The organism is Zavarzinia sp. CC-PAN008, from assembly GCF_051903925.1.
Classification (GTDB): Bacteria; Pseudomonadota; Alphaproteobacteria; order Zavarziniales; family Zavarziniaceae.
Map to the genome: position 1 here is coordinate 1,932,585 of NZ_CP173678.1, position 24,587 is coordinate 1,957,171.

Here is a 24,587-nt window from a genome sequence, read left to right on the forward strand (position 1 = left end):
TGGCGCTCAGCGGCGGCCCAGTGCCCGCTGCAGCGACAGGGTCCGCAGGACCTTGCGGCCCCAGGACGGCGGCCGCTCCGGATCCAGCAGGTCGTTCTCGGCCAGCGCTTCCTCGATCCGCGCGGGCTTGTCCGGGGCATAGGGGACCAGGCTGCGCCCCGGGCCGCGCAGCGCCTCGATCGCCTGGATGACGCTGCCGCCGCGCGCGGCGACGGCCTCCGCCACCTCGGCCACACGGGCGCCCAGGTGCTCGGCCAGCAGGTCGTGCCGCACGCCCAGGATCGCGGCACGGACCTCCCGCCCCGCGGCCTCGCCGGCGGGGGCTTCCACCGCCAGGTCGCACTCGGTGTCGAAGCCCATCGACCGGTTGTTGAAGTTGGAGGAGCCGACCCGCAGCAGGCGATCGTCCACCACCATGATCTTGGCATGGACATAGATCGGCGCACCCCCCGCGGTCACCGGCGTATAGATGCGGAACCGCTTGTGGGCGTCGGCGTCGTTGACCAGCTTCAGCAGGCGATAGCGCGCGGTGTCCATCGTCACCGCCTCCAGGAAGCCGTCGGCGGATTCCGGGTTGATGACGACGATCTCCGGCCCGTCCGGGTCGCGCAGGCGCTGCGCCATCGCCTCCGCGATGCGGCGGGAGGCGAAGTACTGGCTTTCGCAATAGATGACGTGGCGCGCCCCGGCGATCGCATCCAGGTACAGGCGCTCGATCTCGCGCACCTCGGCCCGGTCCTTGTACTCGGGGATGGTCCGGGCCACGGCGACCGGGATGCGGTTGAATGTCGGCGTGACGGAGGCGGGCCAGATCGCCGGGCAGTCGCGCGGCGGCTCCAGTTCCTCCCCGCAGGCCCAGGTCCAGCGCTCGCGGGCCAGCGCGCCCAGCGCCCGCGCCACCGCGCCATCGACGACAGTCGAGGCATCGTGCCAAGGGCCATAGCGCCGCCCGCTCGGCCGCCGCCGCCGCGGGTCCTTGTCGCGATGCGCCCGCGTGTCCCAGCGGTCGGCCGTCATGTCGATCCCGCCGCAAAAGGCGACGACATCGTCGACCACCACGATCTTCTGATGATGGGCGGCAGCCATGGGATGGGCGCCGTCCAGCTTGAAATGGATGCGGCGGCTGGTCATCCAGTCCAGCACCGCCAGGGGGGTGGTACCGCGGCCCAGGGCCTGGATCACGCCCAGGTCCCATTTCAGGACATAGACGTTGACCGTGGGCCGGTTCTTGTCCAGCCAGCGCAGGAACGGCCCCAGGCGGTTGGGCCCCTCCAGGGTTTGGCCTTCCGGCTCGAACTTGATGCGCGTGTCGAAGTCCCAGCCGATCAGATAGACCGAATGACGGGCCTCAAGGATCGCTTCCTTGACCGCCTTGAAATAGGCATCCGCCTCCATGATCAGGGCCAGGCGGTCGGCGTCCACGATGCGCCAGCAGTTCCGCCCGGGCTGCAACAGGGGGGGCGTCGCCACGGGCAAGGAGCGCGCAGGCGTCTGAGGCAAGGAACTCAACGATGGCTCCCCGGTTCGGTCCCGCGAACGACCGGCGCCCAAGCGGGGCCGGCTGGGCCACTCGGCCCACAAGGGAAACGGCCGCGACGGGCACCAGTTCCCGCCGCCCGTCGCGGTCGTGCGCTCCGCCTTGGCGCCGTCAGGCCGCCTCGACCTCCGCGATGAAGCGGTCGACCTCGGCCCGCAGAGTCTCGGCATGGCGGGACAGGTCGGAGGCGGTCGCCAGGACGCTGCCAGAGGCATCGCCCGTGACCTGCGCCGCCTGACTGACGCCGTCAATGCCGGCCGTGACGTCGGACGTGCCGGACGCCGCCTGCTGCACGTTGCGCGCGATCTCGGCGGTGGCCGCGACCTGCTCCTCCACGGCGCTGGCAATGCCGCCGGCGACGGTGTTGAGCTCGCGGATGGAACCGTCGATGCGGGCGATGGCCTGGGCGGCGCCGCGGGTCGACGATTGAATGTCGTCGATCTGCTGGGCGATCTCCTCGGTCGCGCGGGCCGTCTGGTTGGCCAGCGTCTTGACCTCGCTGGCGACCACGGCAAAGCCCTTGCCCGCCTCGCCCGCCCGCGCGGCCTCGATCGTCGCGTTCAGGGCCAGCAGGTTGGTCTGACCCGCGATGCCCTGGATCAGCTTGACCACATCGCCGATGCGGCCGGCCGCGTTCTCCAGCGCGCGCATGGTCTGCGCGGTGTCGCTGGCCTCGTCCACCGCGCGGCCCGACAGGGTGGCGGACTGCTCCACCTGGCGGCCGATCTCCTGCGACGAGCTGGCCAGCTGCTCGCTGGCGCTGGCCACCATCTGGACATTGGCCGAGGCCTGCTCCGCGGCGGCGCTGACGCGCGACGCCTGGCCCGCCGTCTGGTCCGCGCTGGCCGACAGGGATTGCGCGTTGCTCTGCAACTCGACCGCCGCCGCGCCCACGCTGGCGACCACGCGGGCAATGCCGTTGCGGAAGGCCTCGACCAACTGGGCAATGCGGCGCGAGCGTTCGACCTGGCCCTGAATCCGGGCCTCCTCTGCCAGGCGGGCCTGGCGTTCGCCTTCGGCCTGGCGGCGCGCGGCCTCCGCCTGCTGCGCGCGGACCTGGTCGGCCTCGCGCTCCAGCGCCAGCTTGTCGAGGCCGGCCTGCTTGAAGACCTGCACGGCAGCGGCCATGGCACCCAGTTCGTCGCCGCGTTCCTGGCCCGGCACCGCCTGGTCCAGGTTGCCGGCGGCCAGGCGCTTCATCGCCTCCGTCAGGGCGATGACCGGCCCGCCGATCGAATTGCCCAGGCGCAGCGCCAGCAGCGTGCCAAAGCCGATCGCAGCCAGCGTGACGATGCCCGTCGCCCAGATCAGCCAGGTCATTTCCAGCTGCGATGCCTCGCGCACCGCCAGGTCGGAACTGCGCCGCTCGCCGACACGCGCCACGAAAAGCTGGTCGATGCGGGTACCCAGGTCGTCCAGCTTGCTCGTGCGGATCGTCTCGACCGCCGGGATCGTGGCCAGGAACTCGCGCGCTCCGCCGACATAGCGCCGCTGTTCCGCCGCCAGTCCCTCGACCAGCGGACTGGCCAAGGGGTCCTGGATGGTCTGTGCCAGGGTGGCGAAGGCCGCCTCCGCGGCATCGAACAGTCGCGCGGCGCTCGCCCCATCCTCCTCGCGCCGGCTTTGCAGGGCCTTGAACAGCTGCGAGCGGGCGGAGAAGAACGCCTCGTCGAAGCGCGCGATGGCGAGCAGGGCACCCGGTGCCTGCGCCGCTGCATGCGCGGTCAGGGCGTGCACCCGCTCCGCGACCTGGACCGCCGCGGGGTTCAGGACGTCGGCCAGCAGCACCTCGCGCCGTGCCATGTGGGCGGCGATCTCGTCGGTCGCTGCAATATAGGCGCGGATCATCGTGCCCACCTGGCGGAAGGTGTCGGTCTCCTCCGGGTTCAGGGCTTCGCCTGCCAGGCGATTGGCATCGCGGGCCAGTTCCGTGGCCAGGCTGTGCGCGGCGTCCAGGTCGCCAGGGGTCCCGGTGCCGATATAGCGGTTGGTCCGCAGGCGCAGCAGGGTGGCGCTGACGCGCAGCTCCTCCAGAGCGTAGGTGTGGTCAGAGCCGTTCGAGAACGTCTCGAAACTATGGTCGATGCGGACCAGCCCCAGCGCCAGGCCACTCGACACGGCCAGCAGGATCAACAGGATCCCCGAAAAACCAGCGATCAGCTTCTTCCGGATCGGCCAGTGGGCCATGGCGCTCACCCCGTTGCTCTTATAGCAAAAGTTGTGAGGCTGAAGCAGTTGATGAGTTGTAAACAATCCGTGGGCGTACTCTGCCGCGGCCCGCCGGGATCTGGGCGATCCCAGCGGGCGCGGCACTGGCCCTCAGGCCAGCGCGGCGTAGATGGCGTCGCGCAGGCGCACCGTGAATGGCCCCGCCATGCCCTCGATCGTCGTGTTGGTGAAGGCCACCACGCTCAGGTCGCGGGCCGGATCCATGAAGTAGCTGTGGCCATAGACGCCGCCCCAGGCGACCGTGCCGCGCGACTGGGGCGAGGCGGCCGCCGCGGGATCGTCCAGGACCGAGAAGCCATAGGTGAATTTCCAGCCGGGACCGGTGATCGCCACGTCCAGCGGCCCGATCTGGTTGGCCAGCATCGTGGCGACCGAATGGGCCTTCAGGATGGGCGCACCGCCCGTGCGGATGGCCTCCAGGAAGCGCAGGAAGTCGGGCGCCGTGCCCGCCATGCCGCCCCCGCCCGAGGGGAAGGAGCCTGGATCGAAGATCCGCTCCGGCGCGAAGCGGATGCCCGACAGCTCGGCAAAGGGCACGACATGCCGCTCCCCCATCAGCACGGGCTCAGGCGCGCCATCGGCATAGGCGGCCGCCATGCGCGAGCGGTCGGCAATCGCAAAGCCGGTATCGGCCATGCCCAGCTTCTGCGTGACATGCCGCGCCACCAGCTCCGGCAGCGGCGCGTCGCCGGCCCGCTCCAGCACGGCCCCGGCCACGTCGATGCCGACCGAGTAAAACCAGCCCGCCCCCGGCGGGAAGAAGAGCGGCACCGACGCCAGCCTGGCCATGTGCTCCGCCATGCCCAGGCCCGGCTGGTCCAGGCCGTCCGAAATGCCGGCGACCAGATAGGGACCGTCCGCCGGCTGCAGGAAGCCATAGCCCAGGCCCGACGTGTGGGTGAGCAGCTGGCCGATGGTGATCGTGGGCGCCGTCCCGTCGGGCAGGCGCGGCGTGAAACCGGGCAGGAAGCGGGTCACCGCATCGTCCAGGCCCAGCTGACCCGCCTCCGCCATGGCCAGCGCCGTGGCGGTCACCATCGCCTTGGTCACGGAGGCCAGGCGGAACACGGTGTCGAGCGCCATCGGCCGCCCCGCCTCCCGGTCCGCCAGGCCGACGGCGCGCGAGAAGAAGGGCTTGCCCCCTTGCGCGACCAGGATGCTCGCGCCCACCAGCTGCTTCTCGGCGATTGCCGAGTCCAGAACCGCGTCGATCCCGTCTGTGCCCGCCATCGTCTTCCCCCCGTTTCGAATGCGCTTCCTGTCTAGCACGCGGGAGCGGGATGGGAGCCGGGTGGTTGGCGGGGACCGCGAGTCAGGAATAGACGAAATCGGCCGCGCTGAAGTCCGCCGGGGCCAGCATGGTGCCCAGGTTGGCCAGTGCGTGGCCAAAGCCGCCCGGCGTGTGCCAAAGGATCGTCTCGCCGGCATCGTTCTCGGCCAGGACGAGGGAGACGGGCAGCCCGGTGCTGCGTCCCGCCAGATAGGCCTCCACGTCCGCGCCGTCGTTGAGGGATCCGCCGGTATAGATCACGACATCGACCCCGCTCAGGTCGCCCTCTCCGGTTGGATCGAGCGCGACGGTGTCGAGCGGCGGTACAAGGCCGGATGGCCCGAACTGGAACGTGTCGGTGCCCGGCGTGAAGTCCGTGATCGTGTTCTGGAAGCCGGTGAGCACGAATGCGTCTGCCCCGGCGCCCCCGGTCAGCGTGTTGCCGGCGCCAGAGATCAGCGTGTCATCGCCGCCACCGCCGTCGAAAGTGCCGCGGCCGTTCCAGGCGTCGATGATGTTGGCACCGTTGCTGCCGACGACCGTGGCATGGAGGCCGCCCGAGATCCCGACATTAACGAAGTTGCGCACGACGGCCGCGGACGGTGAGTGGTCCGCGGCCCCCAGGTCGATGACGCCGCCGACCGTGGTCTCAAGCCAGTTCACGCCGGATTCGCCGTCGATCAGGACGTCGTCGGGATCGAACTCGATGACGTCGTCGCCGGCCCCGCCCAGCAGTGTGTCGGCCCCCGGGCCGCCATAAAGGAAATCGCGGTCGCTGCCACCGATCAGGATGTCGGCTCCATCGCCGCCATGCAGCGTATCCTGGCCCGCTCCGCCGGCAAGGTAGTCGTCGCCACCGCGACCCTCGAACGCATCGTCGCCGGCCGCGCCCTGCAGCCAGTTGGCCCAGTCCGTGCCGATCACCCGGACCCCGATCGTGCCGACTGCCTGCACGTCCTCGAAGCTCCGGACAATGCCGCCATAGCCGCTGATGTTCTGGTTGGCCCGGCCCAGGTCGAACACGCCGCCGCTGGAGACGTAGAGGTTGTCGTCGCCCCCGCCACCGTCGACCGTGGCATCGGCCGGGTCATAGACGACCAGGTCCGTGTCGTTTCCGCCCAGCAGCGTGTCGCGGCCAGCGCCACCATCCATGTAGTTCACGCCGCGCATGCCCGGGGCCACGTTGGCCGAAGCATCGCCGCTCACCAGAAGGTCGTCGCCGCTGCCGCCGTGCAGGTCGTCCTGGCCCAGGCCGCCGATCGCGGTCTGGCCGCCATCGCCCAGGTAGAGGCCAAGGTCCAGGTCGAGCCGCGCGCTGGTGACGACCAGGCCCGGTGTGTCGTTGAGGATCAGCGTGACCCCCGCGGTCGGGGCTGGCGCGTCCAGGACCACCCGCTCGAACCCCGTGATGCCGTCGCCCATGGTCAGGCTCAGGGCCTGGGGCGGGGGCAGGCCCGTCGTCTGGATCAGGTGCAGGGTGTCCGTTCCGGCCCCGCCCGCGACGCTGTGCATGCCCAGCGCCATGCCGAAGCGCAGCGTCAGGCTGTCGTCACCCGCCCCCAGGTCGCCCGACAGGACGAGCGCGCCACCACCCGGGACGCTCACCGCGTCGGTGCCGCCACCAGTATCCAGGACAAGCGTGGCGGTTCCTGTGGGGCCGGTCGGATCCTCTACCCGGATCGTATCGGCGCCCGCTCCGCCGACCAGGGTCAGCGTGCTGCCCGTGGCACTGGCCAGCAGCGCATGCGGCATCGTGATGTTGCCGCCACCATTGGCCAGCTGGATCACCTCGATCCCCGACACGCGGGCCAGGGCGGTCGCGGCGACATTCCCGACGCTCGTGAACACCAGGCGATCCTGCGCCGCACCATCGCCACCCACGATCCGGTCGGATCCGGTCAGCTCTCCCATCGTGAAGCGGAACGTGTCGGCCCCGGCACCGCCCAGCAGCGTGTCGCTGGCGCCGCCGCCGCCGGCCGTGACGTCGATGGCCAGGGAGGCGCCCAGCGCCCGCGCATCGACCAGGTCGTTGCCCGTGCCGCCTGCGATGCCCAGCACACCGCCCTCGGCCGACGCAACCAGCGCCGCCGTCAGCGTCAGGCTGTTGGAGCCGTTGGCCAGCTGGATCCGCTCGAATCCCGAGACACCCGCCAGCGCCGCGGTCCCGATCGTGCCCGCCGCCGTGAGCTGCAGGACATCGATCCCGCCCAGCCCGCCCGCCAGCATGTCCAGCGGCCCCAGGTCCGCAGGCGCCACGCGCACCAGATCGGCCCCCGGCCCGCCCACGAACGTGTCGGCACCTGCAGTACCCGTAAACGTCACCATGCCCCGTGCCCTGCCCCCATAAGACGCGGCCGCAGGCTATCACGCACTGCGCGCCAAGACATGCGGTGCACTGACGGAAACCCCTGCGCGACCGCGCAAATGGCCTTCGTGTCGGTTCGGATGATGCGGATGAAGGTGGCTGGGGGACTAGGATTCGAACCTAGACTGGCGGAGTCAGAGTCCGCTGTCCTACCGTTAGACGATCCCCCAACGGCGGCGTGGGCCGGGACAATCGTCGGGGTGGGCGCTCTTGTCAACCCCCCTTGTGCCCGCGAACCCGCGCCCGCGGTGCTGACGTGGCTTGAGGGGGGGCGCCGCTGGCGCGCATACTCGATCGCGGCGTGCGTCGCGGACGCGCGGGCGTCGTGGGGACACCCCCGGCGTTGGCCCCGGACGAAAGCCCGGTGCGGGGTCCCGGCGGATCTGGGACACTCCGCGGCACAGGTTGCGCAGGAATCGCGGGGTGGACCGCGTGAAGGTTGACAGGACGCCGCCAGGGACCCGCGCGCGGCGCGGGACACGGGATGTGCGGCGTGGGGGGCGGGTGCTGACGTTGACGGGTATGACCTTGGATCGCGGACGACGGGACAGGATGGGCGGAGCGGCCGGACAGCCCGAGGGCGCGGCAGGCCCGGGCGCCGGGCCCCGCATGAGCGACATCAAGCGCGGCGGCGAGGGTGGTCCCGCGACCGGCATCGTGACCAAGGTCAAGCCCAAGACGCAGAAGCCCTCGATGTACAAGGTGCTGCTGCTGAACGACGACTACACGCCCATGGAGTTCGTCGTCCACGTCCTGGAGCGGTTCTTCAACAAGAGCCGCGAGGAGGCGACACGGGTCATGCTGCACGTCCACCAGAAGGGCGTCGGCGTCTGTGGCGTCTATACGTTCGAGGTTGCCGAGACGAAGGTGACCCAGGTGATCGACTTTGCCCGTCGCCATTCCCATCCGCTGCAGTGCACGATGGAAAAGGAATGAACAAGCGAGGGGCAAACGGGTTCTGTGGTTCCGGATAGGGACCGCAGGGGGAGGGGGCCTTGATACGGCTTGGCATGGGGCAAGCCGAACCGGTTTTGCAGGCCGGCCTTTCGCCGGCCTGAGTGGAGGACACAAGCGTGCCGTCTTTCTCCCGCAGCCTCGAGCAGAGCCTGCATCGCGCCCTGGCCAAGGCGAACGAGCGCCATCACGAGTACGCGACGCTTGAGCATCTCCTGCTGTCCCTGACCGAGGACCTGGAAGCGGCGTCCGTGATGCGGGCCTGCAATGTCGATCTGGACCGCCTGCGCCGTTCGCTGATCCAGTACCTTGATACCGAGCTCGACAACCTGGTTGTCGATGGCAGCGAGGATGCGAAGCCGACCGGCGGCTTCCAGCGCGTGATCCAGCGCGCCGTCATTCACGTCCAGTCCTCTGGCCGCGAGCAGGTGACGGGCGCCAACGTGCTGGTCGCCATCTTCGCCGAACGCGAAAGCCACGCCGCCTATTTCCTGCAGGAGCAGGACATGACGCGGCTGGACGCGGTCAGCTACATCTCCCACGGCATCGCCAAGCGCCCCGGCGCCAGCGAGGGCCGGCCCGTGCGTGGCGCCGAGGAAGACGGCGCCCAAGCAAAGAAGGCGGACCCTGGCGTGAAGAAAGGCAGCGAAGCGCTGGATGCCTATTGCGTGGACCTCAACAAGAAGGCCCGCGCCGGCAAGATCGACCCCCTGATCGGCCGTCAGGCCGAGCTGGAGCGCACGATCCAGATCCTGTGCCGCCGCCAGAAGAACAACCCCCTTTATGTCGGCGATCCCGGCGTGGGCAAGACCGCGATCGCGGAAGGCCTGGCGCTGAAGATCGTCAATGACGAGGTGCCGGAGGTGCTGCGCGGCGCCACCATCTTCTCCCTCGACATGGGCACGCTGCTGGCGGGCACCCGCTATCGCGGCGATTTCGAGGAGCGGCTGAAGGCGGTCATCGCCGAGCTGGAGGCGCACGAGAGCGCCATCCTGTTCATTGACGAGATCCATACCGTGATCGGCGCCGGCGCCACGTCGGGCGGCTCGATGGACGCCTCGAACCTGCTGAAGCCGGCGCTGGCCAGCGGCTCGCTGCGCTGCATGGGCTCGACCACGTACAAGGAGTTCCGGACCTATTTCGAGAAGGACCGGGCGCTGCTCCGCCGCTTCCAGAAGATCGACGTCAACGAGCCGTCGGTCGACGACGCGGTCAAGATCATGAAGGGGCTGAAGCCGTACTTCGAGGACTATCACAAGGTCCGCTACACGAACGAGGCGATCCGCACCGCGGTCGAGCTGTCGGCCAAGTACATCAATGACCGCAAGCTTCCCGACAAGGCGATCGACGTGATCGACGAGGTGGGTGCCGCCCAGATGCTGCTGCCCGAGGGCAAGCGCCGCAAGACGATCGGGGTGAAGGAGGTCGAGGCGGTGGTCGCCAAGATCGCCCGCATCCCGCCGAAGTCGGTGTCGAAGGACGACCGGGAGCAGCTGCGCAACCTGGAAGTCGAGCTGAAGCGCGTGGTGTTCGGCCAGGACGGCGCGATCGACGCCCTGTCGAGCGCCATCAAGCTGGCCCGCGCCGGCCTGCGCGAGGCCGAGAAGCCGATCGGATCCTACCTCTTCTCCGGCCCCACGGGCGTCGGCAAGACGGAAGTGGCGCGGCAGCTGGCCTCGATCCTGGGCGTGCAGCTGGTCCGCTTCGACATGTCGGAATACATGGAGCGGCACACCGTCTCGCGCCTGATCGGCGCGCCGCCGGGCTATGTCGGGTTCGACCAGGGCGGCCTGCTGACCGACGCGATCGACCAGCACCCGCATGTCGTGCTGCTGCTGGACGAGATCGAGAAGGCGCATCCCGACCTGTTCAACATCCTGCTGCAGGTGATGGACCACGGGAAGCTGACCGACCACAACGGCAAGAAGATCGACTTCCGCAACGTCGTCCTGATCATGACGACGAACGCGGGCGCGTCCGAGATGGCCAAGGCGGCCTTCGGCTTCGAGCGCAATGCGCGCGTGGGCGAGGACGAGGAGGCGATCAAGAAGCTGTTCACGCCGGAATTCCGCAACCGGCTGGACGCGATCATTCCGTTTGCCGGCCTGAACCAGGAGATCATCGCCAAGGTGGTGGACAAGTTCGTCCTCCAGCTGGAGGCACAGCTCTCCGACCGCCAGGTGGTGATCGAGCTGACGGACGCCGCCCGCAACTGGCTGGGGGAGAAGGGCTTCGATCCGCACTATGGCGCGCGTCCACTGGGCCGCGTGATCCAGGAGCACATCAAGAAGCCGCTGGCCGACCACCTGCTGTTCGGCAAGCTGGCCAAGGGCGGCACGGTCAAGGTCGACCTGGTCGATGGCAAGATGGCGTTCGAGGTGACGGAGGCCCCGCCGCGTCCCCGCGCCGGCGAGGACGACGCCGACAGCGACAGCGAACGCGAGCCCGAACTCGCGACCTGAGCCTGGCCCGACCCTCCCCCATGTGGCCCATGGGGGAGGGTGCCTGCCCATGGCGGGAAACCCGATGACCGATACCGCCCGCGCAATCCCGATCCTGGCGTCCCTGAACATCCGGGAGAGTCGGGATTTCTATGTCGGGCGCCTGGGCTTTGCCCTGGTCTATGAGGATGCGGCCTATCTCATCGTGCGGCGCGACGAGATGGAGCTGCACTTCTGGCTGACCGACGATCGCCGCTTCCCGGAGAATACCGGCTGCTACATTCGCGGTGGCCAGGTCGCGGATCTCTACGCCGAGTTCAGCGCGCGCGGCGTCGAGCGCCTTTCGAAGTTCGAGCTGCGACCCTGGGACATGAAGGAGTTCACCCTTCACGACCCCCACGGCAATCTGCTCCGCTTCGGCCTGGCCCCAGGGGAATAACCCTGCCCTTGTGGGCTACCCTCTGCGCGCGTCCGACCCGATGAAAGCGCGCATCTATCGTCGCTCATTCCCGCGGAAGCGGGAATCCAGAGCCCCCGGGGCTGTCCTTGCGGCTCTGGATCCCGGACTTCGCGGGATGCGCGGGACAAGGATCACGCGCAGTCGCTTCAATCCAGTCCGCGTCCGCCTCAGAACGTCTTGCCGGCGCCGTGCCAGGTCTTGATCCAGCGGACCGAGCCCGAGGTCGACCGCATCACGACCGTCTCGGTGCTGAGGCCGCGGGGCGAGCGGCGGACACCTTCGAGCATCGAGCCGTCGGTGACGCCCGTCGCGGCAAAGATCACGTGCCCCTTGGCCAGGTCCATCAGGTTGTACTTGCGGTCAAGGTCGGTGATGCCGATGCGCCGGGCGCGGCCGCGCTCGTCATCATTGCGGAACAGCAGGCGGCCCTGCATCTGGCCGCCGGTGCAGCGCAGCGCCGCCGCCGCCAGGACACCCTCCGGCGCGCCGCCCGAGCCCAAATAGATGTCGACGCCCGTCTCCGGGTTGGTGGTGGCGATCACGCCGGCCACGTCGCCATCAGGGATAAGCTGCACCTTGGCGCCGGCGGCGCGGACCCGGGCGATCAGTTCGGCATGGCGCGGGCGGTCCAGGATGCAGGCGGTGATGTCGCCGATCTCGACGCCCTTGGCCTTGGCGACAGCCTGGATGTTCTCTTCCGGCGTGCGGTCCAGGTCGATGATGCCGTCGGGCAGGCCAGCACCGACCGCGATCTTGTCCATGTAGACGTCGGGCGCGTTGAGGAAGTTGCCACTGTCGGCCAGCGCCACGACGGCGAGCGCATTGGGCCCTGCCTTGGCCGTGATGGTCGTGCCTTCCAGCGGGTCGAGGGCGATGTCGATGCGCGGTCCCTTGCCCGAGCCCACCTTCTCGCCGATGTAGAGCATCGGCGCCTCGTCGCGCTCGCCCTCGCCGATCACCACGGTGCCGTCGATGTCGAGCTGGTTCAGCGCGCGGCGCATGGCGTCCACGGCGGCCTGGTCGGCGGCCTTCTCGTCGCCGCGGCCGGTCAGCTTCGCGGCGGCGATGGCCGCCGCTTCCGTCACGCGCACCAGTTCCAGGACCAGCACGCGGTCCATCTGGCCAGGGGAACTGCCCGTGCCGTCGGTCTTCTGCTCTGCCTTGGCCGACTTGCGCGGTGTCGAGGTCATTGCGTCTTCTCCAGGGTCTCGATACGGATCATCACCGGCTTTTCCAGGACGGCGGACAGGTCCGCGATCCGGGCCGCGGCGCGGATCATGCGCCATTCCGGTGTCTCATGCGTGACCATTACGACCGCGACGCCATCGTCGCTCTCCGTCGCGCGGCCACGCTGCAGCAGGGATTCGATGGACACGGCTTCATCCCGCAGGATTGCCGCGATGTCGGCGATGACGCCGGGCCGGTCCAGCACCCTGAGGCGCAGGTAGTACGGCCCCTCGCGGTTGGCAATGGGGGAGCGGGCGGCGGGACGCAGGGCCGCGGACGGCACGCCAAAGGGGGGCAGGACCAGGCCATGGGCGATGTCGACCAGGTCGGCCGCAACGGCCGAGGCTGTCGGCCCCTGGCCGGCGCCGCGGCCCTCGAACACCATCTGGTCGACGAAGTCGCCGGCCACGACGACCGCGTTGAAGACGCCGTCGACATGGGCCAGGGCCTGACCTTCGGGGACCAGGCAGGGATGCACGCGCGCCTCGATCCCTTCACTGGTCGGCCGGGCCAGGCCCAGCAGCTTGATGCGAAAGCCAAGCTCGCGGGCATAGGCGATGTCCAGCGGCGTGATCGCGCGGATCCCCTCTACCGCCACACCGTCGAAGTCGACGGCCGTGCCGAACGCCAGGCTGGCCAGCAGGCTTAGCTTGTGCGCGGCATCGACGCCGTCGACGTCGAAGCTGGGGTCCGCCTCGGCATAGCCGAGGTCTTGCGCCTCGGCCAGGACGTCGGCGAAGGGGCGGCCGCTCTCGGCCATGTGGGTCAGGATGTAGTTCGACGTGCCGTTCAGGATGCCGGCCACGCGTTCGATCCCGTTGCCGGCCAGCCCTTCGCGCAGGGCCTTGACGATCGGGATGCCGCCGGCAATCGCCGCCTCGAAGTTCAGGCTGACGCCGCGCGCCTCGGCCAGGGCGGCCAGCTCGGTGCCGTGGTGGGCCAGAAGTGCCTTGTTCGCGGTGACGACCGGCTTGCCCGCCTGCAGCGCTGCCTTGACCAGCTCATGGGCGGGCCCGTCGGAGCCGCCGATCAGCTCGACGACCACGTCGACGCGCGGGTCGGCCGCGATGGCGACCGGATCGGCGTGCCAGGTGACATCCGCCCCGATCACCACGTCGCGGGCCTTGGCCCGGTCGCGGGCCGAGACGGCGGTCACGACCAGGCGGCGCCCACAGCGCTGGGCCAGGCGGTCGCCATGGGCCGCGATCAGCTTCAACAGCCCGGTGCCGACCGTGCCCAGGCCGGCGACCCCAATGCGCATCACGTCCTTGCCGGGTTCCATCAGGCGGCCGATGCCTCCCGCGGCTTGGCGCGGGGGGCGCTGGACTGGGCCGGGTCGTGCTGCGCCAGGAAGCGCTTGATGGCGCGCACGGCCTGGCGCGTGCGGTGCTCGTTCTCGACCAGGGCGATGCGCACGAAACTGTCGCCGTATTCGCCAAAACCGACGCCCGGCGCCACGGCGACCTTCGCTTCCGCCAGCAGGCGCTTGGAGAATTCCAGGCTGCCCATCGCGGCAAAGGCGGGGGGCAGCGGGGCCCAGGCGAACATCGTGGCCGACGGACTGGGGACGTCCCAGCCGGCATCGGTCAGGCCCTTGATCAGGACGTCGCGGCGGCTGCGATAGATCGTGCGCATGTCCTCGACGCAGTCCTGCGGCCCGTTCAGGGCGGCGGTCGCCGCGACCTGGATCGGCGTGAAGGCGCCATAGTCGAGGTAGGACTTGATCCGGGTCAGGGCCTGGACCAGGCGCGGATTGCCGGCGGCAAAGCCCATGCGCCAGCCGGGCATGGCATAGGTCTTGGACATCGACGTGAACTCGACCGCGATCTCCTTGGCGCCCGGGATCTGCAGGATCGAGGGCGGGGGGACGCCGTCGAAATAGATCTCGCCATAGGCAAGGTCCGACAGGATCCAGATGTTGCGCGACCGGCAGAAGTCGACGACCTGGCCATAGAAGTCGAGGTCGACGACCTGCGCCGTCGGATTGGACGGGAAGTTCAGGACCAGCGCGGTCGGCGCCGGGACCGAATGGCGCACCGCCCGCTCCAGCAGGGCGATGAAGTCCTCGGCCCTGGGCGCGCCCGGGTCCATCGGCAGGTGCCGCAGGGCGGCCCCTGCGATCATGAAGCCAAAGGCATGGATCGGATAGCTGGGGTTGGGGCACAGGATGACGTCGCCTGGTGCCGTGATCGCCTGGGCCAGGTTGGCAAGGCCTTCCTTGGAGCCCAGCGTCGCGATCACCTCGCGCTCCGGATCCAGGTCGACGCCGAAGCGGCGCTGGTAGTAGCCGGCCATGGCGCGGCGCAGGCCGGGGATGCCCTTCGAGCTGGAATAGCGGTGGGTGCGGCCGTCCTGCACGGCCTCCACCAGCTTGTCCACGATATGGCGGGGGGTCGGCATGTCGGGATTGCCCATGCCGAAGTCGATGATGTCCTCGCCCGCTGCGCGCGCCTTGGCCTTCAGGGAATTGACGACCTCGAAGACGTAAGGGGGCAGGCGGCGAACGCGATGGAACTCGCTTTCCATGACGGGGTCCTGGCTGGTGGCGCCGGGCAGACCTGTATGCCCGGACGCCGGATACTGGATGGCGGAGACGACTACTCGATATAGACCTGGGCCTTGCGGCCCTCGCCGGGCTTGGCCTCGACCACGACGGAGGCCGGGGGCACGCCCAGGGTGATCAGCTGCTGGGCCACGGCCTCGGCACGCTTCAGGCCGACGGCAAAGGCGTCGAAGCCCTCGCCGTCGCCGGGCCCCGTGCGGCCCACGACCCGGATCCGGGCAGCGCCGCGCAGATAGGCCAGATAGGCCTCCTGCAGGCGTTCCTGGTCCTTCGCGGAAAGGCGGTTCGACCCTTCGAAGAATTCGATCACGGCGGCGGGCTGGCCCATGGGCAGCGCGGGCGGCAATGCCGCCGGATTGACGCCACCTGCTCCCGCTCCGGTGATCATCGCCACCTGCGGGCCGGGCTGGTCGGGCGAGGGCACGCTGCCGGTGCCGGACGCGGCAAAGGCCGTGGCGGTGATCTCCTCCACCGTGCGTCCGACCGGCGGCGCGCCGGCCGGGGCCGGCGGCGCACTGGCCACCGCGGCGGGCGCCAGGGCGTCCGCGACCGTCGGGCTATCGAGGCTGGACGGCGCCGGAGCAGGCGGAGTCGCGGCGGCGGCCTCCGCCACCGCCCGTGCGGCGGCGGCATCGACGGTCTCCGTGTCGACCGGGGCCAGGGTGCCGGCCAGCACGGGGGCGCCCGCCGCGGGATCCGGCGGGGCCACGGGCGGGCCACCGGCCGCGGCCAGGGCCTGCGCCGCCGCAGCATCCGTGGTGGCGCTATCGCTCAGCGTTCCGGCAAGGGGCGGCTGCACCGCCTCGGCCGGCGGCAGGTCGGCGGCGGGCGCCTCCAGCGCCGCCTGCGGTTCGGGCGGCGGCGGCTCGACGGGGGCGCCGATATCGCTGCTGGTGGGCGCCGCGGCATCGGCCGGCGGGGGGAAGGGCGCGGGCTCGGCCGGGACCGGCGCGCCGATCGCCGGAGGCGGCGGCATCGGGCTCAGGAGCGAGGGCGTATAGCTGCTGCGCAGGCGGCCCTGCGGACTGGAGAGCATGCTGCCGGACAGATAGCTGCCCGAAGATGGCGCGGGCGTTGCGACCGCTTCCGGCAGCGGGGCGGGTTCCGGCAGCGGGTCAGGCATCGCGGCCTCGACCGGCGGCGCCTCGGCGGGGGCAGCCTCGACCGGCGGCGGGTCGGCGGGCAGCGGGTCTGCAGGCGGGGGCAGGTCGGCCAGTCCGCCGGGCACGCTGTCCAGGCTGGAGGCGCCGCTGGCGGGCCCCGCCAGCGGATCGGGCGCGGTCGCCAGGGGCCGGGGCGGCGCGGCCTCGGGCTCGATCCCGCCACGCAGGTCCTGGTCGGTGTGGCGCGCGTTCTGCAGGTCGCCCTGCAGGCCCTGCGTCACATCCTCGCGCTCCAGCGCCGTGCGCGGCCGGTCCGGGCGCCCGGGGACAGTCGCCAGGTTGGGGAAGGCGTCAGGGTCGCTGCCATCGACCGGAACCGCGGCCTGGGGGCGGCGGGGCTCGTCCCGGGGGATGCCCAGGAAATCGAACAGGTAGGACCCCTCGGGTGCGTCGTCGGCCTTGGCCTGGGCCTCCGCCCGTTCGGCGGGGGTCTGCTCGCCGCCGCCCTGGGCGGAACTGACATTGCCGAGGCCGGTCGCGCCGGGACCTTCGATCACCGAGCCGGTGTTGACGCTGTCCAGGCCGTCGGTCGTCGTGTTGGCGGTGGGCGCCGGCGTGCCGCCGGCCATCACATTGCCAAGCTGGGAGGTTTCGCCCTCGGCCGTGGTGGCATCACTGGCGCAGCCGCCTGCAGCACTGCCCAGGCACGCCACCGCGGCCACGGCGACAAGACTGCGCCGGCGCAGGCCGGCAACCGTCAGGAATCGCATACCGCCACCTCGTGACTTCCTCGTCGCTTGGCCGGACAGCGACGTTGCGTCTTTCCGGCCACCTGCCAATCGGCTTCAAAAAAGGGGTGCTACCCCCTTATAGTCAGGACGCCAAGCGGTTCGGGCCAATGGAAGCTCGGGCTCGTGTGGCGACCGATTCAGCGTCGCGGCGACATTAGAGGATAGCGCCATGGGGGATCAACCGGCCCGAGACATGCCGATTCCAGACCCGGCAGCACTCGGAGCCAATCTGGTCAAGATCGCGGCGCGCAGCCGGAAGCTTGTGTCCGAGTTCCTGTCCCGGCAGATGGAGCCCGGCGCCAAGCCGCCGTCGGCCGACCCGTTCAACATCGGCTCCGCCTTCCTGGAAATGACGCAGCGCATGATGGCGAACCCGGCCCGCCTGGCCGAGGCGAACCTGGCCCTGTGGCAGGACTACCTGACCCTGTGGCAGACGACGACGCTGCGCCTGATGGGGCAGGAGCCCAAGCCGGTGATCAAGCCGGCCAAGGGGGACAAGCGCTTCAACCACGCCGACTGGGACGAGAACGGGGTCTTTGACTTCATCAAGCAGTCCTACCTGCTCACGGCGCGCTGGCTCCAGCACACGGTCCACAATGTGGAAGGACTGGATCCCAAGACGGCGAAGAAGGTCGACTTCTATACGAAGCAGTTCGTCGACGCGATGGCGCCGTCCAACTTCGTGCTGACCAATCCCCAGGTCCTGCGCACGACGCTGGAGTCGAATGGCGAGAACCTGGTCCGCGGCCTTGAGACCATGCTCAAGGACCTGGACGACGGCAAGGGCCAGCTCGCCATCAAGATGACCGACATGAACGCCTTCGAGGTCGGTCGCAACATCGCGATCACCCCGGGCAAGGTCGTCTTCCAGAACGACATCATCCAGCTGATCCAGTACATCCCGAAGACGGCGGAGACCTATCGCCGGCCACTGCTGATTGTGCCGCCCTGGATCAACAAGTTCTACATCCTGGATCTGCGGCAGGACAATTCCTTCATCAAGTGGATGCTTGAGAAGGGCTACACCGTCTTTGTCGTGTCGTGGGTCAACCCGGACGAGAAGCTGGCCGAGCGCACGTTCGAGGACTACATGGACGAGGGCATCCTGGCGGCGCTGGGGGCCATCGAGCAGGCGACGGGCGAGACCCACGTCAACGCCATCGGCTATTGCATCGGCGGCACGCTGATGGGGGCGACGCTGGCCTACATGGCGGCGACGGGTGACGACCGCATCCAGTCCTGCACCTTCTTCGCGGCCCAGGTCGACTTCAGCGAAGCCGGCGAATTGTCGATCTTCATCGACGAGGAGCAGCTGGAGAACATCGAGTCCATGATGCAGCGCAAGGGCTTCCTGGACGGGCAGCAGATGTCGACCACGTTCAACATGCTCCGCGCCAACGACCTGATCTGGAGCTTCGTCGTCAACAACTACCTGCTGGGCAAGGATCCGTTTCCGTTCGACCTGCTGTTCTGGAACGCCGACGCCACTCGCATGCCGACCAAGCTGCACAGCTTCTACCTGCGCGAATGCTACCAGGCCAACAACCTGGCCAAGCCGGGCGGCGTCACGCTGCGGGGGGTGCCCATTGACCTGCGCCAGGTCAAGATCCCGATCTATCTCCAGGCCAGCCGCGACGACCACATCGCGCCCTATCGCTCGGTGTTCAAGGCGACGAAGCTCTATTCCGGGCCGATCCGTTTCATGGTGGCGGGGTCCGGCCATATTGCCGGCGTCATCAACCCGCCCGCCGCGAAGAAGTACCAGCACTGGCTCAACGACAAGTCCTGCGCCACGGTCGAGGAATGGTTCGCCGGGGCCGTCGAGCATCCGGGCTCGTGGTGGGAGGACTGGGACGCCTGGCTGGCTCCCAAGTCGGGGGACAAGGTGCCCGCCCGCGTGCCTGGCGACGCCAAGCTGAAGGTGCTGGAGGATGCGCCCGGCAGCTATGTCAAGGTGCGCTCCTGAGCCCTTGACCGCCCGTCCGCCGGATCGGCGACGGCGTCAGAACACGGCGTGGTCGCCGCGCTCTGGCGCTGGGGCGCCGGCCAGCACCGCGCGGTAGAAGTCCAGCAGGGTCTGGCTGCCGGTCGACGGCGTGGCGTCCGCGTCATAGCGCCCGCTGACCGGGTCGCGCACCAGCATCGACTCCGTCGCGTAGTAGCGGCCGATGCGGGCCAGCTCCGCCTTGTCCGCCAGGCGGGGCGCGACCCGGCTCAGGAGGCCGAGCCCGCCCGCGATGCCATCAAGCAGCGCCACGGGGACCGAGCGGAAGCGCGCCGGGCGGTCGAGCAGGGCGAACAGCCATTCGCCCTGCTGGCGCGGGGTGATGGCGGCGCCCGGCCCGCCGATGGGCAGGATGCGATTCCAGCGCGCGGGATCGTCCAGGCAGTCGGCCATGTAGTCCGCCAGGTCGCCATCGCTGATCGGCTTGCATGCGGTCAGGGTGCCGTCGCCAAAGACCAGGAAGGGGCGGCCGCGCCGCACCCGGTCGATCTGACCGGACAGCGACTTGAAGAACGCGGTGGGTCGCACGATCGAATGGCGCAGGCCCGAGGCGACGAGCTCCGCCTCGAATGCCAGCTTGGCCTGCTGGAAGGCGAGCAGCGGCTTCTGCACGCAGATCGCCGACAGCAGGACGAAATGGCGGACTCCCGTCTGGCGCGCCGCCTCCAGCACATTGACATGGGCGCGATGGTCGATCGCCCAGGCATCGCGCGGCACGCCCGTGCGCGAGGCCATGCACGAGACGACGGCGTCGAACGGCGCGCCGCCGAAACCGTCGCGCGCCAGGGCGGCGCGGTCCGTGGGATCCGCCAGGCGGAGGCGGGTGCCGGCCAGCATGTCCGCCAGCGCCGGGGGGACTGTGGAACCGCGCAGGAGGCAGGTCACCTGGTGACCCCGACGCACCAGCGCCGCGGCCACGGCGCGGCCGATCGTGCCGCTGGCCCCCAGAAGGCAGACCCGCAGGGAATCCGGCGCATTACGGTCCGGCTTGTTCTCGACGCACCCCATGGCGTCCAGCCTGCGCGTGCCGGCCGGCGCCGTCTACAGGTTGCGCCACCAGTCGATGCCGGCGACGCGCGCGCCGCCGCTGCTGGCATGGCGCTCGGCGACGATCCGGCGAATGTCCCGACGCTTCACGCCAATGTCGCGCAGCACTGCGTCGTCCAGGGCCTCCAGGTCGCGGATGTCGCGCCGCAGGCTGGCGGTACCGCGCCAGCCCCCGGCCAGATGGACCGGCCAGGCCAGGGCCGCGCCCAGCAGCGACGGCCATGAGGCAAGAAAGCCGTGGGCGCCGGCAGCGTGCGTCGCGTTCATTCGGTCGGTCATGACATCACCTCATTGACGGTTTATAATCTCTTTGATGGTTATAATCTGTCTCCTCAGGTATAACCTGTCAATGACGTTTTGAGGGTTCAATGGACACACGGGAGGCGCTGCGCACGGCGTGGGGCGAGGACCAGTTCGTTGGCGGTGCCCTGGCGCTGGATTTCGCCAACACGTTCAACGACCGTCCGTCCGGTGCGGATCCGGAGGATCGCCTCGTGTCCTACGGTGCGCTGATCCGGTGGGCGGTGGCGGCCGGAGGCCTGGACCCGGATGCGCGGCAGGCGCTGGACGGGCTGGCCGCAGCACATCCGGCAGCCGCTGCGGCGGTGCTGGACGAGGCGCGGGCGCTGCGCCTGGCCCTGCTGCACCTGTTTGCCGGCGCCGCGGCACCTGCCGGTGCGGACCTGGCCCTGCTTGAACGCCACGCCCAGGCCGCGCGCGCGCACCAGCACCTGGTCGCCCATGAGCATGGCATCGCCTGGGCCTGGCCGGCGCCGGACCAGGCGCCGGGAGGCGGCGCGGCCCTGGCGCCTGGCGTCCTGCTGGCCCGGCCGCTGTGGCCGGTTGCGCTGTCCGCGCTGGATATCCTGACGGACGCCCAGGCGCGCGCGCTGACCCGGCAATGTGCCGGGCAGTCGTGCAGTTGGGTCTTCCTGGACACGACGAAGAACCATCGCCGCCGCTGGTGCGACATGGCCACCTGCGGCAACCGGGCCAAGGCGCATCGCCACTACACGCGCCGCCGCGGCGCGGATCCCGCTCCCGGGGGTTGAGCGCCCGCCCGCTGGCTCAGGCGATGATGGAGGTGCCCGCGGCGGCGGCGATGTCCTGCCGTCCCAGCCGGCGCACGCGCTCTGGCTGGGCGACACTGGGGCCAAGGCGGCTGCCCATGACGAAGCGCACGGGAGTGTCGCACAGGGCTGCCAGCAGGCGCCAGGAGGTGACGCCGTCGATGAACGCCTGGCCGCCGATCCGGTCCACCATGGCAGTCAAACGGCGCACGTCGTCCAGGATGTCGTCATCCGCCCGCTGCGGCTCGGCTGTTGCGCCCACGATGGGAATGCCAGCCTGGGCAAAGATCGCGATGTCGGTCCGGCGCCAGCCTGTGACGGCCAGGATCGACCGGGCAAAGGGCCGCAGCACGACCGTGATCTCTGCCAGGCGGACATAGGGCACGCCCTCCGGCAGGTTGGTAAGGCAGAACATCAGCCCCTTCTGCAGATGGCTGGGAATGCGCCGGGCAATGTCGACATAGCGCCGGCGGCGCGCGACGCTGGCCAGCGTTTCGAAATGCACGGGCACGGTGATGCCCACCGGGGCATGGCGGCGGAAGGCATCGTCCAGCGCCGTGACACCCGCGATCAGCGAGCCGCAGTCCAGGTCACCGATCTCGTTCGCGTCGAGCGGGTCGGCCAGGACGTCATAGTCGTGCTGGATCAGCCCATGCGACAGCCGCCGTTCGGGCTGGACGATCCAGGCCGACATCAGGCCGCGGCCCAGGTCGAGGACCGGGCGGAAGCGGAACTCGGGCTCGCCCTCGGGCACGATGCTCGCCCATGTCACCTCCCGCTCGGCAAAGCGGGAGGGACCGGCCGGCGGTGGCGGCGTCTCAGGCGCGGCCAGTCCCGGGATCGGCAATTGCGGCGCGGCGGGCTCTGGCGGCGGGGCAGGACCCGCGCGGGGTGCCGCCTCGGTCCCGGTCGCGCTGCGCACCGCCGCATTGAGCAGGTCGACCATCTGCACGTCCTCGAAACCGATCTGGCCGTTCTCCTCGACGACGGCGCTCGTGATCTGTATCGACGCCATGTCCGCCTCCCCGAACAAGGCGCGTTGCAACTCGCTCACCACCTTGGCGCACAGCAACTGGGCCGGTTCCTTGGCCAGGGAGGCGAAGGCGACGACATAGGTCTCGTCGCCATAGCGGAAGAAGACGTCCTGCGGCCCCAGGTGGCGTTGCAGCGCCTGCTGCACCAGCAGGTGCACGCGGTCGGCAACCTTGGGCCACCGGTCGCCCGTCCGCGCCCGCAGCGAGGCCAGCCCGATCAGGTGAACGGCGCCGGCCACCAGGCTCTGGCGCTGACGGAACAGGGTTCGCAACTGCTGCGCCAGCAGGTCGGCATCGGGCGTTGGGCCACCGCCAGGGGCGGAGCCGGCCGGTCCGGCCTGCGTGTCGGCTGGGCCGGAATCCCGACCGCCCAGCCACCGCTTCAATGACGGAATGAACGACATGGCATCGACCATTGCAGCCAGATGTCATCAACCGATTAATTTTCGATCCAATGCGGCAGGATATTAACTAGAAATATAGTTTCGACTTGAACGTTACTGATATAATGAAAAATGTTCGGGTTGTAATACTATTTCAGCGTGCTGGCCTGTACATCGCGGCGGCTGCCGTGACGCGGGGACCGGCGGTCGCTATGCTGCGGATGACGGCGCTCAAGAACCGGCGAAACCCAGGATCAGCACAGCATGACCGACCAGATCGACCAGCGGGCCTATTGGAACGGCGAGGCCGGGCAGAAGTGGGTGGCGTCGCAGCAGGACCTGGACCAGATGCTGCACGCCCTGACCGTGCAGGCCCTGGCCGCCGCCGACCCCCGGCCGGGAGAAACGGTGATCGACCTGGGCTGCGGCTGCGGCACCACGACGCTCGCCCTGGCCGACGCCGTCGGCCCCGGTGGCCGCGTCCACGGCCTGGACGTGTCGCAGCCCATGCTGGCCCTGGCGCAGAAGCGCCGTTGCATGCGCGACGGGGTCGATTTCTCCCTCGCCGATATCGAGGCCGGCGTGCCGGAGGCGAAGGCCGACCTCGCCTTCTCGCGCTTTGGCGTCATGTTCTTCACCGACCCCACGCGGGCCTTCCGCAACATCCGTGCGGCGCTGAAGCCGGGGGGGCGCCTGCGTCTGCTGGTCTGGCGGCCGTTCAAGCAGAACGACTGGGCCTTTGCCCCGTTCATCGCGGCGGTTCCCCACCTGACCGCGCCGACGCCCCCGGGGCCAGAGGATCCGGGGCCGTTCTCCTTCGCCGATCCCGACCGCGTGCGGCGCATCCTGGGCGGAGCGGGCTTTGCCGACGTGACGCTCGATCCGGTCGAGGCGGTGGTCGACCTGGGGCTGGGCCGGGGCCTGGAGCAGGCCATGCACATGGTGACCGAGATCGGGCCGCTGTCGCGCCTTCTGGCCGATGCCGGGCCCGCCGCCCGCGAGGCTGCCCTGGCGGCCGTGCGCGCCGACCTGCAGAAGCGCGCTTCCGGCGATACGATTCCCCTGGGCCAGGCGTGCTGGCTGGTCCGCGCCACCAATCCCGCCTGAACCGCAGCCGCCCGCGCGTGTGACGCAGGCGCATCAATCGGGAATTGACGCGGTCCCCACGCGCTGGGCACAAACCACGGCACCTGGCGATGCTAGGATTGCGCAGGCGTGCCGGAGGTGACGGCGCGGAGGGGGAGAGCACGCGATGTCGGAACACGTCGCCCGGTTCAAGACGACCGAGCAGGCCCGGGGCGAGGATGTCCTGACCTGGTGCGACGGCTCCTCGCTCGATCATGACGAGGCCGGCGCCCTGATCGTGACCAACCAGCGCGCCGTGTTCTATCGCTGGTCGAAGCGCGGCATGACCATCAAGCACGCCATCCCGCGCGCCCGCATCACCGGCGCCGACCGCCGTGCCGGCCGCCATGGGCGCCACATCATCGCGATCCACGATGGCAAGGGGGCGTCCGGCAATATCGAGTTCGAGACCGACGACGCGCTCTCTGTCGAGGCGGTGCTGCGCGCCCTCGACATCCCCGACACGGCCGGCGATGCCACGATGGTGGCCCGGGTTCGCCCCGGCGCCGCCGCGCCGCCGGTCCATCCGCCCGAATTGCTGGACGAGGACGGGACCGTGATCGCGCGGCCCGCGGCTCCGCGCGACGATGACGACGCCGGGGCCCCAGCGGCAGAGGCGAGGCCAACCTTCGGGCGTGCCGCGGCCGCCCGTGCGGCGGTTGAGGACGAGGACGTGTTCGAGCCGGCACCGATCGCGGAGCGGCCCCTGGCCCGCCGCGCGAGCGGGGGCGGCAGTTCTGACAGCGGTCTGTCCCCCATGTTCCTGGTGGGTGTCGCCCTGCTGGCGGTGGCCGTGTTCATCGGCCTCCTGCTGTTCTGACCCGGTGCGCGCGGCACGCGCCCTGCCGGCGTTGACACCCGACGGGTCGTTTGTTCATGATAGGTTCCATCACCTGTTCGCCGCGTGCCGATTCCAGGCGGCGGCGGGTCATGGGACCGCGGCGCGGCTGCTAGACTGCCGCGATGCCTCTTGATTCGGTCGT

The 24,587-nt window shown here is 69.9% G+C and carries 18 protein-coding genes and 1 tRNA gene; 7 read left to right on the forward strand and 12 right to left on the reverse strand.

Translation table 11 applies throughout. The annotated features are described in order from the left end of the window. Positions 1-6: 6 nt before the first annotated feature. The 5 genes from ACI6GS_RS09040 to ACI6GS_RS09060 all read right to left on the reverse strand — a co-directional run bounded on the left by ACI6GS_RS09040 (position 7) and on the right by ACI6GS_RS09060 (position 7,571). The gene (locus tag ACI6GS_RS09040; RefSeq protein ID WP_439817463.1) at positions 7-1,470 is read right to left on the reverse strand and encodes a phospholipase D-like domain-containing protein; all 1,464 of its coding nucleotides are present in this window, start codon (positions 1,468-1,470) and stop codon (positions 7-9) included. 178 nt (positions 1,471-1,648) lie between these two features. Further along, on the reverse strand, positions 1,649-3,724 hold the full coding sequence (locus ACI6GS_RS09045) for a methyl-accepting chemotaxis protein (RefSeq protein ID WP_439817464.1): 2,076 nt from the start codon (positions 3,722-3,724) through the stop codon (positions 1,649-1,651). A 132-nt stretch (positions 3,725-3,856) separates the two neighbouring features. Continuing rightward, complete coding sequence (locus ACI6GS_RS09050) at positions 3,857-4,996, reverse strand: serine hydrolase domain-containing protein (RefSeq protein ID WP_439817465.1); 1,140 nt, start codon at positions 4,994-4,996, stop codon at positions 3,857-3,859. An 82-nt stretch (positions 4,997-5,078) separates the two neighbouring features. Then, entirely contained in the window at positions 5,079-7,361 is a 2,283-nt protein-coding gene (locus ACI6GS_RS09055) for a calcium-binding protein (protein ID WP_439817466.1), read from the reverse strand. A 136-nt stretch (positions 7,362-7,497) separates the two neighbouring features. Beyond that, a tRNA-Gln gene (locus ACI6GS_RS09060) sits at positions 7,498-7,571 on the reverse strand. A gap of 439 nt (positions 7,572-8,010) precedes the next feature. Between ACI6GS_RS09060 and clpS the strand changes: the two genes are divergently transcribed. The 3 genes from clpS to ACI6GS_RS09075 all read left to right on the forward strand — a co-directional run bounded on the left by clpS (position 8,011) and on the right by ACI6GS_RS09075 (position 11,235). Continuing rightward, positions 8,011-8,337 carry an ATP-dependent Clp protease adapter ClpS gene (clpS, locus tag ACI6GS_RS09065; protein WP_439817467.1) on the forward strand — a complete coding sequence of 109 codons (327 nt, stop codon included), beginning with the start codon at positions 8,011-8,013 and terminating at the stop codon, positions 8,335-8,337. 137 nt (positions 8,338-8,474) lie between these two features. Continuing rightward, entirely contained in the window at positions 8,475-10,817 is a 2,343-nt protein-coding gene (gene clpA / locus ACI6GS_RS09070) for an ATP-dependent Clp protease ATP-binding subunit ClpA (protein WP_439817468.1), read from the forward strand. Between the two features lie 64 nt (positions 10,818-10,881). Beyond that, positions 10,882-11,235 carry a bleomycin resistance protein gene (locus tag ACI6GS_RS09075; protein WP_439817469.1) on the forward strand — a complete coding sequence of 118 codons (354 nt, stop codon included), beginning with the start codon at positions 10,882-10,884 and terminating at the stop codon, positions 11,233-11,235. A gap of 188 nt (positions 11,236-11,423) precedes the next feature. On the opposite strand, the gene glpX is transcribed toward ACI6GS_RS09075, so the two are convergent. The 4 genes from glpX to ACI6GS_RS09095 form a co-directional block, all read right to left on the reverse strand. After that, the gene (glpX, locus tag ACI6GS_RS09080; RefSeq protein WP_439817948.1) at positions 11,424-12,374 is read right to left on the reverse strand and encodes a class II fructose-bisphosphatase; all 951 of its coding nucleotides are present in this window, start codon (positions 12,372-12,374) and stop codon (positions 11,424-11,426) included. A gap of 68 nt (positions 12,375-12,442) precedes the next feature. After that, positions 12,443-13,765 carry a homoserine dehydrogenase gene (locus ACI6GS_RS09085; protein ID WP_439817470.1) on the reverse strand — a complete coding sequence of 441 codons (1,323 nt, stop codon included), beginning with the start codon at positions 13,763-13,765 and terminating at the stop codon, positions 12,443-12,445. Next, a complete protein-coding gene (locus tag ACI6GS_RS09090) occupies positions 13,765-15,009 on the reverse strand; it encodes an LL-diaminopimelate aminotransferase (RefSeq protein ID WP_439817471.1) in 1,245 nt (414 codons plus the stop codon). The genes ACI6GS_RS09085 and ACI6GS_RS09090 overlap by 1 nt, the downstream gene beginning before the upstream one ends. A gap of 71 nt (positions 15,010-15,080) precedes the next feature. Further along, positions 15,081-16,919 carry a hypothetical protein gene (locus ACI6GS_RS09095; protein ID WP_439817472.1) on the reverse strand — a complete coding sequence of 613 codons (1,839 nt, stop codon included), beginning with the start codon at positions 16,917-16,919 and terminating at the stop codon, positions 15,081-15,083. Between the two features lie 190 nt (positions 16,920-17,109). On the opposite strand from ACI6GS_RS09095, the gene ACI6GS_RS09100 reads away from it, so the two are divergent. Beyond that, positions 17,110-18,906, forward strand: a complete 1,797-nt coding sequence (locus tag ACI6GS_RS09100; protein WP_439817473.1) for a PHA/PHB synthase family protein — start codon at positions 17,110-17,112, stop codon at positions 18,904-18,906. 36 nt (positions 18,907-18,942) lie between these two features. Here the strand turns inward: ACI6GS_RS09100 and ACI6GS_RS09105 are convergent, their stop codons facing one another. Together ACI6GS_RS09105 and ACI6GS_RS09110 are read right to left on the reverse strand one after the other, a co-directional pair. Continuing rightward, a complete protein-coding gene (locus tag ACI6GS_RS09105) occupies positions 18,943-19,953 on the reverse strand; it encodes an NAD(P)H-binding protein (protein ID WP_439817474.1) in 1,011 nt (336 codons plus the stop codon). A gap of 33 nt (positions 19,954-19,986) precedes the next feature. After that, entirely contained in the window at positions 19,987-20,271 is a 285-nt protein-coding gene (locus tag ACI6GS_RS09110; protein WP_439817475.1) for a hypothetical protein, read from the reverse strand. A gap of 89 nt (positions 20,272-20,360) precedes the next feature. Between ACI6GS_RS09110 and ACI6GS_RS09115 the strand changes: the two genes are divergently transcribed. Then, positions 20,361-21,044 (forward strand): CGNR zinc finger domain-containing protein, encoded by a 684-nt coding sequence (locus ACI6GS_RS09115; RefSeq protein ID WP_439817476.1) that lies wholly within the window; start codon positions 20,361-20,363, stop codon positions 21,042-21,044. 16 nt (positions 21,045-21,060) lie between these two features. Here ACI6GS_RS09115 and ACI6GS_RS09120 read toward each other — a convergent pair whose 3' ends face one another. Continuing rightward, positions 21,061-22,512, reverse strand: coding sequence for a hypothetical protein (locus ACI6GS_RS09120; protein WP_439817477.1), 1,452 nt, complete (start codon positions 22,510-22,512; stop codon positions 21,061-21,063). 231 nt (positions 22,513-22,743) lie between these two features. Between ACI6GS_RS09120 and ACI6GS_RS09125 the strand changes: the two genes are divergently transcribed. After that, entirely contained in the window at positions 22,744-23,586 is an 843-nt protein-coding gene (locus tag ACI6GS_RS09125; protein WP_439817478.1) for a class I SAM-dependent methyltransferase, read from the forward strand. 145 nt (positions 23,587-23,731) lie between these two features. After that, positions 23,732-24,424, forward strand: a complete 693-nt coding sequence (locus ACI6GS_RS09130) for a hypothetical protein (protein ID WP_439817479.1) — start codon at positions 23,732-23,734, stop codon at positions 24,422-24,424. The last annotated feature ends 163 nt before the right edge of the window (positions 24,425-24,587 follow it).

What these genes read in the sequence shown, in the direction of transcription:
- glpX (WP_439817948.1), bottom strand. Translation starts at nt 12,374, where the DNA reads ATGGACCGCGTGCTGGTCCTGGAACTGGTGCGCGTGACGGAAGCGGCG.
- clpS (WP_439817467.1), top strand. Translation starts at nt 8,011, where the DNA reads ATGAGCGACATCAAGCGCGGCGGCGAGGGTGGTCCCGCGACCGGCATC.
- ACI6GS_RS09075 (WP_439817469.1), top strand. Translation starts at nt 10,882, where the DNA reads ATGACCGATACCGCCCGCGCAATCCCGATCCTGGCGTCCCTGAACATC.
- ACI6GS_RS09050 (WP_439817465.1), bottom strand. Translation starts at nt 4,996, where the DNA reads ATGGCGGGCACAGACGGGATCGACGCGGTTCTGGACTCGGCAATCGCC.
- ACI6GS_RS09100 (WP_439817473.1), top strand. Translation starts at nt 17,110, where the DNA reads ATGGGGGATCAACCGGCCCGAGACATGCCGATTCCAGACCCGGCAGCA.
- ACI6GS_RS09115 (WP_439817476.1), top strand. Translation starts at nt 20,361, where the DNA reads ATGGACACACGGGAGGCGCTGCGCACGGCGTGGGGCGAGGACCAGTTC.
- ACI6GS_RS09120 (WP_439817477.1), bottom strand. Translation starts at nt 22,512, where the DNA reads ATGGTCGATGCCATGTCGTTCATTCCGTCATTGAAGCGGTGGCTGGGC.
- ACI6GS_RS09045 (WP_439817464.1), bottom strand. Translation starts at nt 3,724, where the DNA reads ATGGCCCACTGGCCGATCCGGAAGAAGCTGATCGCTGGTTTTTCGGGG.
- ACI6GS_RS09095 (WP_439817472.1), bottom strand. Translation starts at nt 16,919, where the DNA reads ATGCGATTCCTGACGGTTGCCGGCCTGCGCCGGCGCAGTCTTGTCGCC.
- ACI6GS_RS09085 (WP_439817470.1), bottom strand. Translation starts at nt 13,765, where the DNA reads ATGGAACCCGGCAAGGACGTGATGCGCATTGGGGTCGCCGGCCTGGGC.
- ACI6GS_RS09130 (WP_439817479.1), top strand. Translation starts at nt 23,732, where the DNA reads ATGTCGGAACACGTCGCCCGGTTCAAGACGACCGAGCAGGCCCGGGGC.
- ACI6GS_RS09125 (WP_439817478.1), top strand. Translation starts at nt 22,744, where the DNA reads ATGACCGACCAGATCGACCAGCGGGCCTATTGGAACGGCGAGGCCGGG.
- ACI6GS_RS09055 (WP_439817466.1), bottom strand. Translation starts at nt 7,361, where the DNA reads ATGGTGACGTTTACGGGTACTGCAGGTGCCGACACGTTCGTGGGCGGG.
- ACI6GS_RS09090 (WP_439817471.1), bottom strand. Translation starts at nt 15,009, where the DNA reads ATGGAAAGCGAGTTCCATCGCGTTCGCCGCCTGCCCCCTTACGTCTTC.
- ACI6GS_RS09105 (WP_439817474.1), bottom strand. Translation starts at nt 19,953, where the DNA reads ATGGGGTGCGTCGAGAACAAGCCGGACCGTAATGCGCCGGATTCCCTG.
- ACI6GS_RS09110 (WP_439817475.1), bottom strand. Translation starts at nt 20,271, where the DNA reads ATGACCGACCGAATGAACGCGACGCACGCTGCCGGCGCCCACGGCTTT.